The 16,131-nt window shown below is 43.2% G+C and carries 12 protein-coding genes and 1 pseudogene; 1 reads left to right on the top strand and 12 read right to left on the bottom strand.

Annotated features, from left to right (window positions below):
- Nucleotides 1–58: 58 nt before the first annotated feature.
- The 10 genes and pseudogenes from zupT to ACGTN9_RS16170 form a co-directional block, all read right to left on the bottom strand.
- The gene (zupT, locus tag ACGTN9_RS16215) at nucleotides 59–868 is read right to left on the bottom strand and encodes a zinc transporter ZupT (protein WP_499594571.1); all 810 of its coding nucleotides are present in this window, start codon (nucleotides 866–868) and stop codon (nucleotides 59–61) included.
- A 161-nt stretch (nucleotides 869–1,029) separates the two neighbouring features.
- Nucleotides 1,030–1,590 carry a GNAT family N-acetyltransferase gene (locus tag ACGTN9_RS16210; RefSeq protein WP_499594569.1) on the bottom strand — a complete coding sequence of 187 codons (561 nt, stop codon included), beginning with the start codon at nucleotides 1,588–1,590 and terminating at the stop codon, nucleotides 1,030–1,032.
- Nucleotides 1,591–2,358: 768 nt separating this feature from the next.
- A complete protein-coding gene (locus tag ACGTN9_RS16205; protein ID WP_499594566.1) occupies nucleotides 2,359–3,573 on the bottom strand; it encodes an EAL domain-containing protein in 1,215 nt (404 codons plus the stop codon).
- A 62-nt stretch (nucleotides 3,574–3,635) separates the two neighbouring features.
- Nucleotides 3,636–4,493 (bottom strand): annotated as a pseudogene (locus tag ACGTN9_RS16200) (alpha/beta fold hydrolase).
- A gap of 541 nt (nucleotides 4,494–5,034) precedes the next feature.
- Nucleotides 5,035–5,226: a DUF4083 family protein gene (locus tag ACGTN9_RS16195; protein WP_499594563.1), complete on the bottom strand. Its 192-nt coding sequence runs from the start codon at nucleotides 5,224–5,226 to the stop codon at nucleotides 5,035–5,037.
- A 132-nt stretch (nucleotides 5,227–5,358) separates the two neighbouring features.
- Nucleotides 5,359–8,070: a UPF0182 family membrane protein gene (locus tag ACGTN9_RS16190; protein WP_499594791.1), complete on the bottom strand. Its 2,712-nt coding sequence runs from the start codon at nucleotides 8,068–8,070 to the stop codon at nucleotides 5,359–5,361.
- 194 nt (nucleotides 8,071–8,264) lie between these two features.
- The gene (locus tag ACGTN9_RS16185; protein ID WP_499594560.1) at nucleotides 8,265–9,401 is read right to left on the bottom strand and encodes a S1C family serine protease; all 1,137 of its coding nucleotides are present in this window, start codon (nucleotides 9,399–9,401) and stop codon (nucleotides 8,265–8,267) included.
- Between the two features lie 12 nt (nucleotides 9,402–9,413).
- Entirely contained in the window at nucleotides 9,414–10,628 is a 1,215-nt protein-coding gene (locus tag ACGTN9_RS16180; RefSeq protein WP_499594558.1) for an FxLYD domain-containing protein, read from the bottom strand.
- Nucleotides 10,629–10,981: 353 nt separating this feature from the next.
- Complete coding sequence (locus ACGTN9_RS16175; protein WP_499594556.1) at nucleotides 10,982–11,851, bottom strand: 5'-3' exonuclease; 870 nt, start codon at nucleotides 11,849–11,851, stop codon at nucleotides 10,982–10,984.
- Nucleotides 11,852–11,971: 120 nt separating this feature from the next.
- A complete protein-coding gene (locus ACGTN9_RS16170) occupies nucleotides 11,972–13,123 on the bottom strand; it encodes a dicarboxylate/amino acid:cation symporter (protein ID WP_499594552.1) in 1,152 nt (383 codons plus the stop codon).
- A gap of 265 nt (nucleotides 13,124–13,388) precedes the next feature.
- Here ACGTN9_RS16170 and ACGTN9_RS16165 point away from each other — a divergent pair, with 265 nt between their 5' ends.
- On the top strand, nucleotides 13,389–13,862 hold the full coding sequence (locus ACGTN9_RS16165) for a 3D domain-containing protein (RefSeq protein WP_499594549.1): 474 nt from the start codon (nucleotides 13,389–13,391) through the stop codon (nucleotides 13,860–13,862).
- A 52-nt stretch (nucleotides 13,863–13,914) separates the two neighbouring features.
- Here ACGTN9_RS16165 and ACGTN9_RS16160 read toward each other — a convergent pair whose 3' ends face one another.
- Together ACGTN9_RS16160 and ACGTN9_RS16155 are read right to left on the bottom strand one after the other, a co-directional pair.
- A complete protein-coding gene (locus tag ACGTN9_RS16160; RefSeq protein ID WP_499594547.1) occupies nucleotides 13,915–14,193 on the bottom strand; it encodes a hypothetical protein in 279 nt (92 codons plus the stop codon).
- 121 nt (nucleotides 14,194–14,314) lie between these two features.
- Entirely contained in the window at nucleotides 14,315–15,709 is a 1,395-nt protein-coding gene (locus ACGTN9_RS16155) for a YjiH family protein (protein ID WP_499594544.1), read from the bottom strand.
- Nucleotides 15,710–16,131: the final 422 nt, after the last annotated feature.

The raw sequence follows: 16,131 nt of genomic DNA, 5'->3' as shown, positions 1-16,131 counted from the left end.
GCAGGTATGTCCAGGCATTAGAAAAGGACACCTCCGTTATAAGGATGTGTCCTTTCATTTAGATAAATAATAATAGACTGAGTGCCATCACCATCATTCCGCTAATGATACCGTATATCGATAGATGAGCTTCATCATATTTTTTCGACGCAGGCAGCAATTCATCAAGCGAGATGAATACCATGATCCCTGCTACACCAGCAAAGATGACTCCGAACATGATATCATTCAAAAACGGCATCAGTATTAAATAAGCTACTAAAGCACCGATAGGCTCTGATAAACCGGAAAGAAAGGAGAGTTTGAATGCTTTTTTCCGGTCCCCGGTAGCAAAGTAAATAGGTACAGAGACAGCGATACCCTCAGGAATGTTATGGATGGCAATAGCGACAGCAATGGCGATTCCAAGGCTTGGATCCTGCAAAGCGGAGGTGAACGTAGCAATCCCTTCCGGAAAGTTATGGATAGCGATCGCTAACGCGGCAAACGTACCCATTTTTAACAATGCAGGGTCCTTCACACCATTTTCCGGTTTCTCCATATCCTCTACTTTCTTCACCTCGTGAGGATTTGACTTTTTAGGTATGAATTTATCAATCAAGGCGATGAACAGCATCCCGCCGAAGAATGAACCGACTGTCACCCAATTCCCCATCTGAATGCCCATCGCACTTACAAGTGAATCTTTCGCTTTGAAAAATATTTCGACCATCGAGACATAAATCATCACACCTGCCGAGAAGCCGAGTGCAAAGGATAGAAATCGGGTATTGGTGCTTTTCGTGAAAAATGCCAGCACACTACCGATGCCTGTTGCCAGACCGGCCATTAAAGTTAAACCGAATGCTAATAATAAATCTGAACCCAAGTTTTCATTCTCCTCTCTACTTTGCAAGGTAATCATACTTGTTTTTTTGACTAAGGGCAACTTTTTTCGCTTAAGTAACAATATATTCGCAAACGAAAAACCCCCTTGCCACAATATTATGTAGCAAGGGGGCGGCATGTGCCTATTTAAAAAAATTATCATCAGCGAATTTTAGCATAAATACACGTATTTCTCAGATCCTCTCCTGTTACAGATACATCGTCGTTCCACAAAACACCTTCCAAATCGAAACCTAAGCGTTCAGGAATAGCTCTGCTCGCTTCATTTTCTGAATCGCAACGGACTTCCACACGTCTTGCTTTCAATTTATCGAAGGCAAACGCGGCAATCCCTTCTACTGCCTCGGTCATATAACCTTTTCCAGAATACCTTGTATCGATCCAGTATCCGATTTCAAACTTCGGTATCTCCCAATTTATCCGATGAAGACCAGAGGACCCGATGAATGTGCCGGACTCCTTTAAAAAGATATGTAAGCGCAAGTCTTCGCGAGTCAAAAATTTAGCGTGTGCTTCCCGCACATTCGCTTCTGTTTCTTCCAGCGTGCCTCTCTTTTGGGCAAATGGCATCCATTTTTTTAGTTCTTCATGGGAAGCTTCCTTCGCTTCATGAACCGCTTCTCCGTCACCTGGCAGCGGCATACGAATTTGAAGACGCTCTGTTTCAAAAGCTGAAGGAAAATCAATCAAAACCGGATTCATCCTGCATCACCATCCTCTGTATATTCGCTATGATGACTGATTAGAAAGTTGAGAAATATCTTATCATAAGGATGGAAATATTTCACTATCTTTTGTAAAAAATTGCATTCTTTTTTTTGACATCATGATGCAACAATAGGGCCGAAAAGTCGAAGACTTGATTTCGAGATGTTTTGGGAGTTTAAGGTCGTTGGAGAAGGATTCGCTTTCCTGCGGGGGAACTGGCGAGCTTCCTCGGGCTATCGCCCTGTGGGATCTCGCCTAGCTCCTTCTCCCGCGGGAGTCTCACCCTTCTCCTACTCCCTTTGCCATATAAGATACTCGAAATCGTACTTGGGAAGTTCCACCTTTTTTGAAGAAAATCCTATTACAAAGCTAATTCGAATGTGCTTTCTGTTCCAAAAGTACACTATTCTTGATAGGCGTTTCGAGATTCTAACCCTTGTATGATGGCTGGGAAAACGGTGAGACTCCTCGAAAATGCTACGCATTTTCTTCGTGCGGTGTTGATTCAGGAAGCATATTCAAAGTCCTGTGGGATGTAAATGTTCGGTGAGATCCCGCAAGGCGAAGCCTGAGGAAGCTCACCACATGCCCACGGAAAGCGATCCGTTTTCCCAGCCACCATAATTGCAATCTAAAGTCTCGAAACTGAGTCTTCAAGTAAAGGGAGCTTTAACTGTAAAATGAACACTGAGATTTAACGGCGCTAATATAAAAAAAGCCGGAGACCGGCTTTTTTAGATATCCTTCATTTATCGTGAACCCTCAAATCATTAGACATTCATGTTCATAAATGAAGGAATAGCGAAGATCAATGAACAAAAAATGCTGTTCTGTCAAAGGGAAACTGAACGTACGGATGGTTTCTTTCGTCTCGATATCGGAATAAAGCTCGGATAGTATGCCTTTGTGCCATGTTTTCATCAGCATCACATTTTCCAGAAAGTAAGGACGGAATGCCCAATTGGAGCCCTTTTTCTGTGATTCGACCACCCATTGATCGCCTCTTTTTCTAAAGTTAGCTGAGACTTGCTGGCCATCGCTGTTGCAAATGAAGGTACGAAAACTTTCTTCATTGAATTGGTCCGTGATCCATTCTATAAATCCATCTGCCTTTTTTGGGCCATCCCATTTCGGTAACACTTTTTTCACCTTTTCTTCCCACTGGAGAATCAATGATAACCGTTGCTCGATCAAGGACTTTTCCCGATTGATATACTTGTAAACTTTTTCAGAAATATTCATAGCCAAAGCATTTTTAGCGAGGAAGCTGGAAGCTGGTTCCGCTAAATAGCTGCCCTGATAAAAACGCCCACCGTGCTTCCAGGCGAAATGGAGCTGAAAGTCATCTTCGATGTGCTCAAACAATAAAGCAGCACCAATGCGACGGGCTAACATGGAAAGGGAATAAATAATATCTTGGAAGCTATCCGCATTTGCCTGGCGAATGATTGTCGTATCAATCTTTAAGAAATGAGGTTCCAGCTGCCGTATCCGATCAATATTCGAGCTTTTCGCTCCGACATGATCGACAGCAATTTGGATGCCGTAGGTTTTATAGTATAGAAGGAGGTGACTCAACGCTTCAAAATCTTCGTCAAAATCGTGCTCGGTCACTTCAATGACAATCCGGTCCATCGTAAATCCTTTACTTTTGTATAATTGCAGTGTTTCGAGCAGATCTTCCCCGTTATTCACCATCAATTGTTTCGCACTTCGATTGATAAACAAGTAGCCTTGTATGTCCGAGCGAATCATCTCTGTCAAAGCAAGCTGCAACAAATGCTGTTCCACTTCTACTTTGAATTCCTCAGGCACATCCGGGTCCTGAAAAAAGTCGTCCAGGCTGATCCAATTCTCCCCATCAAAACAACGGCCAAGCAATTCATAACCAATCACCGTATATCTGACAGCACTGAAGACCGGCTGATAAACAGGCTTTATTTTGCTTAAATCACTTATAATATCTAATGGATCCACAATGCCCGCCTCCTTTCTTCAATCCTACCATACCAGGGAAAAATGTATGACGGAAAATTTGGTCACTCCCCCGGTCCCTGCAAATTTTTCACGAACTGGTGAAGCTTATCTTTAAAGGCTTTCCCTTCCTCTAAGAACGGATAATGATTGCTGTTTTCAAAGATGTCCAGGGTAGAATTTGGTATACCTTCTTTCATTTATATTGAATATTCCACGGGACATTGAACATCATGTCTGCCACAAGCAATCCAGACCGGAGCAGAAATTAACGGAAGTTTCTTTGTGACATCGAAAATTTGCAATTCCCGACTGAAATAATCAATACGGAGAGCTGAAAAGCCTTTGTTAATAGTTGAAGAAAACAATTCGAAGTATTTTTCCGGTTCCACGAGCGACAGTTTAGTCCGTTCTACTTTAAGCTGTTTCTTTTGTTCAGGTAATAGATCAGTTCTCTTTAATAATTCATTCAGCTCTTGCATTCTATTAAACCGAGGATGGGAAGAATGGTAGATACAAGCCGGCGAGAACGTCATGTATTCTCTTGCTGCAGCACCGACAATCACTTCGAACGTCAAATGGTCTGAAAAAAAGATGCCATAAATGATTCCCAGCATTCCACCAGTAGAATGACCCGCAAATCCCCACTGTCTAAAGCCTAATGTTTCCCGGATTGCCTCTAAATCCAGCACAGATTCCAACATACTTAATTGATAAGGCTCCTCCGCTTTTGGAGAATTACCCGTCTCTCTTAAATTTACCAAAAAAACTTGATGGGTAGTTGTAAAAACATCAGCAAAATGATCCCCTGTCTCATTGAATTCTGAATAGAGATGTGTCACGCATAGCGGCTCTCCATCTCCCTTGCTAAAAACTTCAAATTCCCCACGTAATGTATGAATCATTCTTCGAGTCCATGTCATGCTTTTCTCCCTTCCCCCCAACTATGTAAGCGTTAACAAATCGTTCATAATTACTGGTTTCACTTATCTAAAATGGTGGTATAATAAAAGTGTAAAGAAGATAACAAGAAAACAAGCAGCTAGACAACTTAGGTGGCTCAACCATCGCGAGTTCGTTTCCAAAACGAACAGAGACGCCGGTTCAAACAAGGGACAGCACTTCCTGTGCAAGGTGAAAAATAGCCCTGAAATTTGACCGGGCAGTCGGATCTGCTGACACGATAGCTGTACAGCAGATAGAGTAAATGGTTTAGAGCTTTAAGTAGATTTAAAAAATCGGACTTAACTAGAGAGGTAGAAGGAAACGGATTCATCACAGAATTATCCTTCTGCATAAGCTTTCAAATGTGGAATCATGGATGGTTCTAACATGGTTGGGTCACCTAAGTTGTTTACCACTTTTCCTAACACATGATGTGTTAGGATTTTTTATATTTTAAGAAAGTTTAACTTTGTTAAAGGATTGAAGTATAAGAAACACTCAGGCTTTCGCCATAAGGATCTAGCCAGCATCATTTCTATCTTTGAGCAGTTCATCTAACTTTTCTTCAATTCTCTCCAAACGCTTATTCCTTTTAGTAAAATTACGGATAAAAACAGTAATCCCTACAATCATCAGGATTAATATCACGAAAAATAACAATTGGGCTATCACATCTCCTACCATCAGTCCGCCTTCAGCTAATAAATACATGAAATGCTCCTTTCACCTGTAATCTACTATTTTGCTATTTGTAATCGGTACGCTGTTATCCTTTCATTTTTAGCTTCTTTTATATACCAAAAGCCCGAACAAAATTAAATTCGGGCTTTTGATCCTGGTGTATTATTGAGCTTCTCTTAACCGTGCTTCAATTTCTTCCATGATAGTACCAGCTTCTTCCCAGTTACCGTTTGAGAGTGCCTGCTGATACTGGTCAAATAAGTCTGATACTTCTTTCAGTATCTCTTCTGACTGGAGAAGTTCTTCAGCGTTTTCGCCATCCTGTTCGGCTTCATCTTCCCCTTTATCTTCTTCTACTTCAGGGTCGACCAATGCCAGCATTTTTTCCAGGGCTTTATCAAATGTAGGTTCCATCACGATGTTGTCCCCATAGGCAAGGATGATCTGCTTCACTTCTGGCAAGGATGTTTCATTAGAAGATTCGATATAGATAGGCTCTGCGTACAATACCGTATCTTCAAATGGAATCGCCAGCAGATTGCCACGAATCACTTCTGAACCACCCTGCGACCAAAGGTTAAGCTGTTGAGATATTGTACTGTCCTGATTGATCCTGTTTTCAATTTGCTGCGGTCCATAGATGTTCCTTTGCTTAGGGAAACGGTAGACGAACGTTTCTCCATAGTTCTCCCCGTCGTTCCGGACACCCATCCACGCAATCATATTCTGCCGGTTCCTTGGTGTGTATGGCATCATTAAGACAAATTCCTCTGTGTCATTCTCTGGAAGCTTCATCGTAATGTAGTAAGGTTCCATTTGAATATCTTCATTGAAATATTTCTCTGTCGGAAACTCCCACTTATCTTCCCTATTATAAAAGACCTCAAGATTTGTCATATGGTAAGTCCCATATATGGATGCCTGGACTTTGAATAGATCCACCGGGTAGCGGAAATGCGACTGGACGTCTGCTGGTATTTCCTCGGTGAACATATCCGGGAACATTTTTTGATAGGTCTGCAGTAATGGATCATCCTGATTCACAGCATAAAAGTCTACTTCACCGGTGTAAGCATCAACTGCTACTTTCACCGAATTGCGGATATAATTCATTTCTCCGTTATACGGTTCTGAGTATGGATAACGTTCTGCGGTCAAATAAGCGTCGATCAGCCAGGATAGACTTCCGTCTTCCCGTACAAAAATATATGGATCTTCATCATATTGAAGGAAAGGCGCGATTCTCTTTACACGGTCCATAATATTTCGGGTATCCAGCAGTTGACTATCTCCGTTTAATTGGTTAGATACAAACATACGGAAAGAACCTGCATCCAGACTGAAAATCAACCGGTTTAAGCCGGATAAGGGAATACCGGTGTCCGCTTCATAGCGTGTCGATTTATTTTCATCCCCTGACGGATAATCAAATTCATCAACTTCACTGTTTACAATGACATTCTGATAGTTTTCCTCACCGAAATAAATTTGAGGACGGGTGATATCCATAACACCCTGGGAGGGCACGTTTTTCAGCATATATTCCGGCTGTCCCTGGGAGGTGATTTTGTTGACATCACTCATCGCAACACCATAGCCATGAGTATAGCGAAGGTTTTCATTGACCCACGTCTTCGCCTGGGACGGGAGATCTGTGGTATTCAGTTCCCTGGCGCCTAAGAAGACCTGCTGGTATTCATCATCAATGACATAGCGATCGACATCGATATCATTGAACTGGTAATAGGTCCGGAAAGTCTGGAGCTGATTATAGATATCAAATATCGGCCGCGCATCGTTGATACGAACATTATTGATCGTCAACTGATTATTTTCTACCATCGACTGATCGAGTGACTGATTACCTGGATGCTCCCGTTCTTCAATGGTATCCAAATCATACGCTGCCCGCGTGAATTCCAGGTTCTTCTCCAAGTATGGGCTTTCTCTTGAGAATTCATTTGGTGATACCACATAATTCTGTACAATCACTGATGCGCCTTGCGCAAGGATTACGAGTGCGACATAAGCGACCACCGGAAGCAGCATCGACTGCAAACGCCCGCGCATCATCGCGATAATCATCCAAACAGCTCCAACGACTGCCACGCCAGCCAATACATAAGAAGCCGGATTGTTGATTACCTTATCCGTATAACTTAATCCATGAACCACGCTGGTTTGGAAAATGTTCACCTGGTTAGTCAAAAGGGTGGCATAAGGCTCAAGTACATGTACAGCCGCCAGCAGCAAACCAATGACACCAAGCGTTACTCCCATGTGGAGCTGTGCGAACCGACTTTCCCGGTACATCGAAAATACGGAATAAAATCCGAGTTCAATCAGCAGTAAAAAGACACCTAATCCCAATAAAGTATTGAGCGCGAAATTGATAAATGGCAGTACGAACATATAAAAAGAGATGTCCATATCGAAGTGAGGATCGCTGATGCCGAAAGAACTATGGTTGAGAAACTTAAGCCATAATTCCCAGCCGATCCCTTGAACAATACTGCTTCCAAACAACCCAACTAATGCAGAGATCCCAATAAGTATCAATCGAGACCATTTCTTGTTCAAAAGAATGGCTGGAAGACGTTCGCGGTCGAAAAAGCTGATATACGTCCTCCTCACCGAAGCCAGTGTCACATACATCAGCAAAAAGAAGATGAGGAAGCCAGTGACCCCAAGCATGATTTTACTCGTAAATATCGTCATATAAACCGATTTAAAACCGAGTGATTCCATCCAAATATAATCCGTGATCCAGTTCAACGTAAGTGCCAGTAAAACAGCCAGAACCACAAACACACCAAAAATCTTGCCTAATAAAGACCCGAATTTTTTCAGTTTTTGTTTCTGTCTTGTTGGCATATTAATCGTTCGATTATCCAATTTTCTCCCCCTTAGTTTTGCTATATGTAATCCTATCTGTTAAACAATATGGTTTTACAGCTATTTGTTTATACGGATGAAACAACGATTTCGTTTCACACTTTACTCATTTACACGCAAATTTATGAGAAAAATAATGAAAAACCCGGCAGATATGACTCTGCCGGGAATGTTTAAGAAGAAATTTCTTCTCCTTTTCCTGCTAGAATTTTCAATTGATCGTTCTCCAAACCTACCGTGTAAACCAGCTTATATTTTTTTAATTTCACTTCGCCGCCTACCGTTTCTTCTACTGTGATAAAGGCAGTGACCTCGACATTTTTACCTGCCTGCTTTGGTATCAAGTCATCGATTGTTACCGATAACGTATTAGAATAACCTTTACGGAAATTTTCGTAGGAATTGCTCCCTTGCCAGCTGCTTCCGATCAGGGAATAGGCAGTGACGAAATCGCCCTGATTGATGCTTTCATAAAAGTACTCGACAATATAAGTGGCCTGATCGATCGGTGTGACATTATAGCCTTCTCCCGGCCCTCCGACTGTATCCTGGATTTCCGGCAGGCTTTCCATCGGATTTTCCGACCATCTTTCCACCAGATTTATGATGTCGGGGATTGGAATACTGAAACCGATCGCTTCTTTATCTAACTTAGCTGAGTTGATTCCGATCACTTTTCCGGTTTCTGCATCGACTAGCGGACCTCCGCTGTTCCCTGGCTGGATCGGCGCTGATACCTGATACAAGCCGCGATATTCAAATGGGGCGATATCGAATTCCCGATCGAGTCCAGTAATTTCACCGGTCATTACCGTATTCTGTAAGCCGAGGGGACTTCCCAAAGCCAGAACTTTATCCAGCATGTCAGCTTTATTTTCCCGCTCGAGCGGTAATGGTTCGGCATCTTCAAGGGCAGGCACACGTACAACAGCAACATCAGTCGTGGTGCTGATGCCTATGACCTTCCCTGTTACTTCCTTGGAATCCTCGGTTGTGATTGTAACTTCTTCCGCGTTTGCCACCACGTGGGCATTTGTGAGGATATCTCCTTTGTCATTATATAGGAAACCGGAGCCCTGCTCCCCATCACTCTTTGTAATTTGAACCACGCGTCTTTGCGTTTCTTCGATGATCTCTTCCTGTTCTTTTGTAACCGGTTCTTCCACTGACTGGTCATTGCCCGTCTGCACCAATGCGGATGCTTCCGTAAGCTTCGTCGGCATTATATCCTGGATGTAAAAAACTCCCGAGACGCCCGCAATGGCAATAATTACGGAAAGTATGATGCTGATCAGCCATTTACGATTCATGTTGCGTCCCTCCTACTCAACGTACCATTCGATATTTTTGACTTTCACATCGACTTCTTCATTGATTTCAAAAAATTGTTTTTCAAACTTACCTGTATCTCCCGGATTTAAGTACATCGGGTAAACAGTGACTGTATTTTCTTCCGTCTCGATCGGATTCCCCTCTTTATCGAGAATTTCCAATTCCACGGTTACGGAACTGATGATTTTAGTCGCGACACTTTTTACTTCCCCGGTAACGGTAAGATCACCAAGGTCATCCAGCTCTGCTTTAACGTTCTGTACTTCAATAGCTGCAGTCTGGTTCTTCAAATCTTCCTGTGCAGCTTGCTCTGCCGCCCGCTCAATCCGTTCTCGCTGCGCTTGGACGAATGCTTCCTGCTCTTGCTGGATCCGCTTTTTCAATTGCAGCAATTTATCATTGTTTACCGCAAACTGCAACGCGTGATCGACAGCCGCTACCGCCTTATTGAACTCTTTGTCAGCAATATGGTTTTCCGCATCATTAGAAGCAATGGTTACAATCTTTTCAAGGATTTTCGCCTTCACTTTTGTCGCTTCCTCTAAGTTATACCGTGATAAGGTGGACAATTTGGCTGCCAATTGATCCACTGTCGTAAGCTCAGCCAATTCACTGTTGATACGCTTTATTTTAATTTGAGAATCCATCGTATCCAATTTTGGCAGGAATTCCGGGACAAGCTTGCTCTCACTGGCCTTAACATCTTCCCGTAGAGCTGCAATATGGTCGGTCGCTTTACCGAGCTGATCACTTTGGATCTCTTCTTCAATTTGCTTCATTTCTTCACGGAAGGTGTCCGCCTCTTTAATGAATGTCAGGTCTTTTTTTAATACAGTAAAATCTTCTCTTTTATCCATCGCTTCTTCCAGCATGGATGCTGCTTCATCATACTTTCCTTCTAAGGCGGAAGCTTCTGCATCCCTTTTTAACTTGAGCACTTCTTCGTTTACATTTTTTTCGTGGGCATAGGTGTAACCGACACCTCCGGCAGCCAGTAATAATACGATGACTGGAAGCAAAATCATCTTCCAATTTTTCTTCCTTTTCGGTTGCCTGTGGTCACTACGGGAAGAAGTCTCTTCTGCTACTGTAGCTGATATTTCGTCATTATGTAGACTATTTTCTTCATCAAGCCTTGTGCCGCAATTGGGACAAAAGCGAGAGCCCTCGTTCACTTCTTCCTGACAGCCTGGACACTTCTTCATGGGCTCACTCCCCTTTACTATAATAATATTATGCTAGATTAAATGGTAAATAAATGGAACTAAAACATACTTTTTCAATTATAGCATGTTTCGGCAAATTTTCGGATATAGATGGTAGATTTTCGGTTGTAAAAAACAGTTTCGTCAGCCTGATAACGAAAAGGGAGGCTGGAAACAACTCGCTTTCCGCGGACGTACGGTCAAGCCAACCCATTGAGCTGCCGGGGTCTTGACTCATCCATATTTCCGCAGGAGTCTCGCCGTTTCCTGCCTCCCTCTATTTTGATATGGTTAACGAAGCCAATCGAAAATCAAGCTGTGTTCGCTACTCTTTGTATGCAAAATCTCCTGGTCTATGAAGAAAGTAAAGAATCGAGTCTTTTAAACTCCAGCTCTTTAAACTTTGCCATCATCCGTTCCTGATTGACTTCAAATATGGCCTCATCAAGAGAACAATCAACATCAACTTCGCAATGAATCGCTGCCAATTTGCGTGACAGGTGGAGCATTTCCAGTTCGTTTTCGATCTTTGTACGCTGTCCTTTCGTCAGGTTCGGAAGGTTGTCCAAAATCCCTTCGATTGTCTCATATTCGGTGAGCAGTTTCAGAGCAGTCTTCTCACCAATCCCTTTGACACCCGGATAGTTATCACTGCTATCTCCCATCAATGCTTTCAGATCAATCATCTGCGCCGGTGTGATCCCTTTTTCTTCTATGAAATTATCATGATGATACTCGGCATAATTGCCATATCCTTTTTTCAACAAGGATACGGTGACGTTGTCCTGAAGCAGCTGGAGTATATCCTGGTCACCAGTTAAAATAATAACCTCGGAATGTTCGCTATATTTATTGCTCAGTGTTCCGATACAGTCATCCGCTTCGTAGCCGGCAAGTCCGACATTAGGGATATCTAAGGCTTCCACCACTTCCTTAACCAGATCAAATTGTGGAATCAATTCGACAGGCGGCTCTCCGCGGTTTGCTTTATAATCTGGAAAAATTTCATTCCGGAAAGTGGTGCTCCCCATGTCCCAGCAGCATACCACATGGCTTGGTCCATAGTTATTAGTCGCCGTAAACAAGTGTTTGACGAATCCATACACGGCATTCGTCGGTACGCCTTTACTGTTAATCATATAATAGTTGCTCATCGCAGTGGCATAGAAAGCGCGGAACAATAGTGCCATACCGTCAACCAGCAGGATCTTGTTCTGATTCATTGGTACTCCCCCTTTGTTTTAAAAACGTGATTATCTTTTACTAGTATACTAGTCGGCATACATGAAGGAAAGCCGGATACCTAAAAAACGCGCTGGCTAACCAGCGCGTTTCACTGTCTTTTATTTTGTAAACCGGTTAGCAATCATCGTCAATGCTCCATCGCCGGTTACGTTTGTTGCCGTTCCGAAGCTATCCTGAGCTAAATAGAGTGCGATCATTAACGAAGTCATCGCAGGACCGAAGCCAAGCATCGATTCCAGGAGTCCAAGTGCCGCCATAACCGCCCCACCTGGAACACCAGGCGCAGCAATCATCGTAACACCAAGCATCAAAATGAACGGTGTAATGGCACTGAATCCTGCGGCCTGCCCTTGCATGTACATCACTGCCATGGCACAGCTTGTAATCGTAATGGTGCTTCCAGCAAGATGGACATTCGCAAGGAGAGGAATGCCGAAGTCTGCCACCCGTTCACGGGCCCCGACTTTTTTCACTCGCTTCAGAGTAACCGGAATCGTAGCTGCCGAGGACTGGGTCCCAAGCGCTGTAAAATAAGCCGGCAGCATCGTGCGCAACATACGGATCGGGTTCATTTTATGGAAGGAGCCCGCAAGTGTATACACAACTGCCAGGTAGACTAAATGCAGCAGGATAATCATGATGAATACTTTCCAGAAAACGTTCAAAATGGTCTGCACCTGACCGGCATAGGTCATATTGGCAAATATCCCGAAGATGTGAAAAGGCAATAACGGGATGATCACTTTTTCGATCACCAGTTGGATGATGGAACGAAATTCATCCATAACCTGCAATAAGGCATCGCCTTTCAAACGTGACATCCCAAGACCGATGATGAAAGCTAAAATCAGGGCCCCCATCACACCGATCACTGGAGGCATATCGACGGTAAAAGAAGCTTCCACCAGTGCTTCTTCCGGATTTTCTAATTCAGCAGCCGTCTGCCCTTGCAGCATGATTGGATATAAACCTCCAGCAACAAGAAATGCTAATAAACCGGCAGCAACCGTTGAGCTGTAAGCCAACCCAGTCGTCAGTCCGAGTAGTTTGCCTGCCCCACGACCCATGGAACCAATGCCCGGGGCGATAAATCCCAAAATGATCAGTGGGATGACAAAGCTCAGAAAGTTTCCGAATAGACCGGTGAACGTAGCGAATAATTCCACCAGCCATTCCGTAGCGATAGATCCGATTAAGATTCCCAGAATAATAGCGATGATGATTCGTGCGAGTAAAGGTACTTTTTTCATGGTGTTCCTCCCCTTCAAATGTACGTCTGCAATGTATGGTTGTATGTTCAAGAAAGAATCATACCCTCTACTCTATTACAAAGCAACCCATTAGAAAAGGGAAAAAACTTGTTAATTTATGCTTATTTAACCGGAAAGATTCCGGTAACCGCTTACACATCTATTGTCACATTCCTGCAATCAAAATGTATTGCCCCTGTAGTTTTATAGTCACAACAACACTGCTACAATATGGAAAGTAGTTACATCGAAGGGGGCAATAAGCATGAAACATTTGAGAAAAATTGTCGTCGTCCTTATTCTATTATCTGGAATCACATTAACAAACGAACTTCATTCTAATGCAGAAACGACAAGCGAAAAACAAGTCGCGTTGACCGATAAATCTGATCAATTGAAGCGTTTTGAAACGAACAGCAAACCGGTGCAAACCTCCCAGGATCCTCAAGGGAAAAAAGTTACCGTCGAGGCAACCGCCTATACCGCATCCTGTGATGGCTGTACAGGCATCACCTATACAGGCATCGATTTGAAAGCGAATCCGGGTAAGAAAGTGATCGCCGTCGACCCTGACATCATTCCGATCGGTTCGAAAGTTCATGTACCTGGATATGGGACAGCCATTGCCGGAGACATCGGAGGCGACATCCAAGGCCACCGCATCGACCTGTTCATGGCTGATTTATCAGATGCAAAAGCATTCGGCCGTGAGAGCATGGAAGTTACCATACTAAAATAGCAGCTAACATTTAAAAAGACGTCCAGCTGATTAAGCTGGACGCCTTTTTATATCAATCTTCATCTTTATTCAAGAAGTCTTCTTCCCGTTCCAAATCACCGACGAAGAATGTTTCGACGCGGTCGGTACGAATGACCAGGTCGTCATCCAAGGACCACCACATACCTCTTTCCAATTGTTTTATAATGAATTCACATGCTTCCCGAGTCGTATGAGGTTCACTTAATTCTACTTCTTGTGTCACAGTCCTTCCACTATTCATCAGGAAATTGAACTGCCATACTTGTTTACTTTCTTCTGTTGCCAATGTCTTCATCCTTTCTTTTTCCATGTGTCGATTATTTTAGTATAGTCGATTCCCAGCCGCAAACGATTTGGCTATTTTTTTGAAAAATTAGCACATTTTACTTACAAAGCAGGTCTTTACCACCTGTTAGATTGCCCTGCCTTTTTTAAAATATGAGGTGAGCGAAAATGACAACAATAGGCAGTGTGACAACTGTACGCTGTAAAAAGATCACGAACATTTCGCCGATGCTTAGCGGAATTTTCGACTTTAATATCAATACCCCGATTTCTGACATATAAATCAACTGGGTAATCGAAATCCCTGCGATCACAAATCGAGTCAATTCACTCTCGATGCCACTCCCTACTACTGCCGGTAGGAACATATCGGCAAAACCGACGATTAGTGCGGGAGCAGCTTCACTCGCTTCAGGAATCTGCATCCATTCCAGAACCGGAACCAGGGGATAGGACAACCACACGAATACCGGTGTGAACTCGGCTAATACCAAAGCAAGTGTACCCAGTCCCATCACCACCGGAATCAAACCGAGCCAAATATCCAGTACGTTCGCAAAACCACGATAGACGACATTTTTATAAGAAGAAACTTTTTCTGCCTGTTCCATCGCTTTATCGAGACCGGATTGGAAGCTTGATTTACCTGTTGGTACATATTCTTCGATCTGCTTGCCAGCTACTTCATCATATTCATCTTTCTTTTTGGACAATGGCGGTATCCGTGGCACGATCACAGCCGCTGCCAATACCGCTAAAGTGACAACTAAGTAAAACGGAACAAAATATTGCTCTAAGCCGATGAATGTAATGACGACCAGACTGAAAGCGATCGAAGCGATCGAGAAGTTGGTCGCAATCACAGATGCTTCCCTTTTCGTATAATAACCCTGCTCAAATTGCTGTGTCGTGATCAATACGCCTACAGGTCCCGCTCCCATCCAGGAGGCAGTCGCGTCAATCGCAGAACGGCCAGGCAGCTTGAATACCGGCTGCATCACTTTTCTTAACAGCGTACCAATGAAGTCCATCAAACCAAAGGACATCAGGAACGGCATCAACAGTGCCGCAAATAAAAACCATGTCGTCAATACCGGAACCAGGGAGTATAAGACCGTTCCGCCTGTGATATCAGACCAGATGAACTCCGGCCCTACCTGCATTATCGTCATGACAGCGAAGACTGCCCCTATCATTCTTACCCCTGTCCAAAAAATTGAAACGTCAAAGAGATTCTTAAGTAATTGACTCTTATCCAACCATGCCGGCTGCACCATTTTCACAGCCAAAGCTCCTAACGCTGATATGGACACTAGTATAGTCATAAACAGTGGTATCTGATTAGTGAAATAACTTTGTACCGATTCCGCCAGGATACCGACCCCGATGGTTATTTTCCCTTGAAAAGGAATCGGTACTAAAAATAATAAAATCCCAATGAATGATGGGATAAAAAATTTACTGAAACTGCTCCATGGAAATGTTTGTGCTTCTTTTGTCTGCTTGATTTCCTGATAGTTCGTCTGCTTCTTCGCTTCCATTCCTGCGTCCCCCTGAAAAATAAGTTAGTTATAAATATACATAAGATAATATATTTATGCAATGGCTTTTCTCTCTATTTTTAAAATTGAACTTGTTAAACACTATTACTGATTTACCAACGAGTCTTATTCAACAATGGGCCGAAAAGTCGAAGACTTGATTTCGAGATATTATTGGAATTTAGGGTTTCCGGGAAACGATTCGCTTTCCGTGGGCGTGTGCTGAGTCTCCTCAGGCTTCGCCTTGCGGGGCCTCAGCGATCCCGCATTTCCCACAGGAGTCTCATCGTTTCCCCATAGCCGTCAAGCTAAGCTCTAAAATTTTTGTATCTCCCCTTATATACGTTATCCTTCCTTCAAGAATTTTCTAAGGAAGGATGATTTTATGAAACTAATGAAACACATTCGGTCCATGGCTCAAG

Origin of the sequence: Halobacillus sp. B23F22_5 (assembly GCF_043497085.1) — a bacterium.
Taxonomy (GTDB): Bacteria; Bacillota; Bacilli; order Bacillales; family Halobacillaceae; genus Thalassobacillus.
This window is presented reverse-complemented; position numbering and strand designations above follow the sequence as displayed.

Excerpts from the sequence above, each read along its gene's own strand:
- ACGTN9_RS16175 (WP_499594556.1), bottom strand. The coding sequence starts at position 11,851 with ATGAATCAGAACAAGATCCTGCTGGTTGACGGTATGGCACTATTGTTC.
- ACGTN9_RS16180 (WP_499594558.1), bottom strand. The coding sequence starts at position 10,628 with ATGAAGAAGTGTCCAGGCTGTCAGGAAGAAGTGAACGAGGGCTCTCGC.
- ACGTN9_RS16165 (WP_499594549.1), top strand. The coding sequence starts at position 13,389 with ATGAAACATTTGAGAAAAATTGTCGTCGTCCTTATTCTATTATCTGGA.
- ACGTN9_RS16185 (WP_499594560.1), bottom strand. The coding sequence starts at position 9,401 with ATGAATCGTAAATGGCTGATCAGCATCATACTTTCCGTAATTATTGCC.
- ACGTN9_RS16190 (WP_499594791.1), bottom strand. The coding sequence starts at position 8,070 with ATGCCAACAAGACAGAAACAAAAACTGAAAAAATTCGGGTCTTTATTA.
- ACGTN9_RS16195 (WP_499594563.1), bottom strand. The coding sequence starts at position 5,226 with ATGTATTTATTAGCTGAAGGCGGACTGATGGTAGGAGATGTGATAGCC.
- ACGTN9_RS16170 (WP_499594552.1), bottom strand. The coding sequence starts at position 13,123 with ATGAAAAAAGTACCTTTACTCGCACGAATCATCATCGCTATTATTCTG.
- ACGTN9_RS16210 (WP_499594569.1), bottom strand. The coding sequence starts at position 1,590 with ATGAATCCGGTTTTGATTGATTTTCCTTCAGCTTTTGAAACAGAGCGT.
- ACGTN9_RS16155 (WP_499594544.1), bottom strand. The coding sequence starts at position 15,709 with ATGGAAGCGAAGAAGCAGACGAACTATCAGGAAATCAAGCAGACAAAA.
- ACGTN9_RS16160 (WP_499594547.1), bottom strand. The coding sequence starts at position 14,193 with ATGGAAAAAGAAAGGATGAAGACATTGGCAACAGAAGAAAGTAAACAA.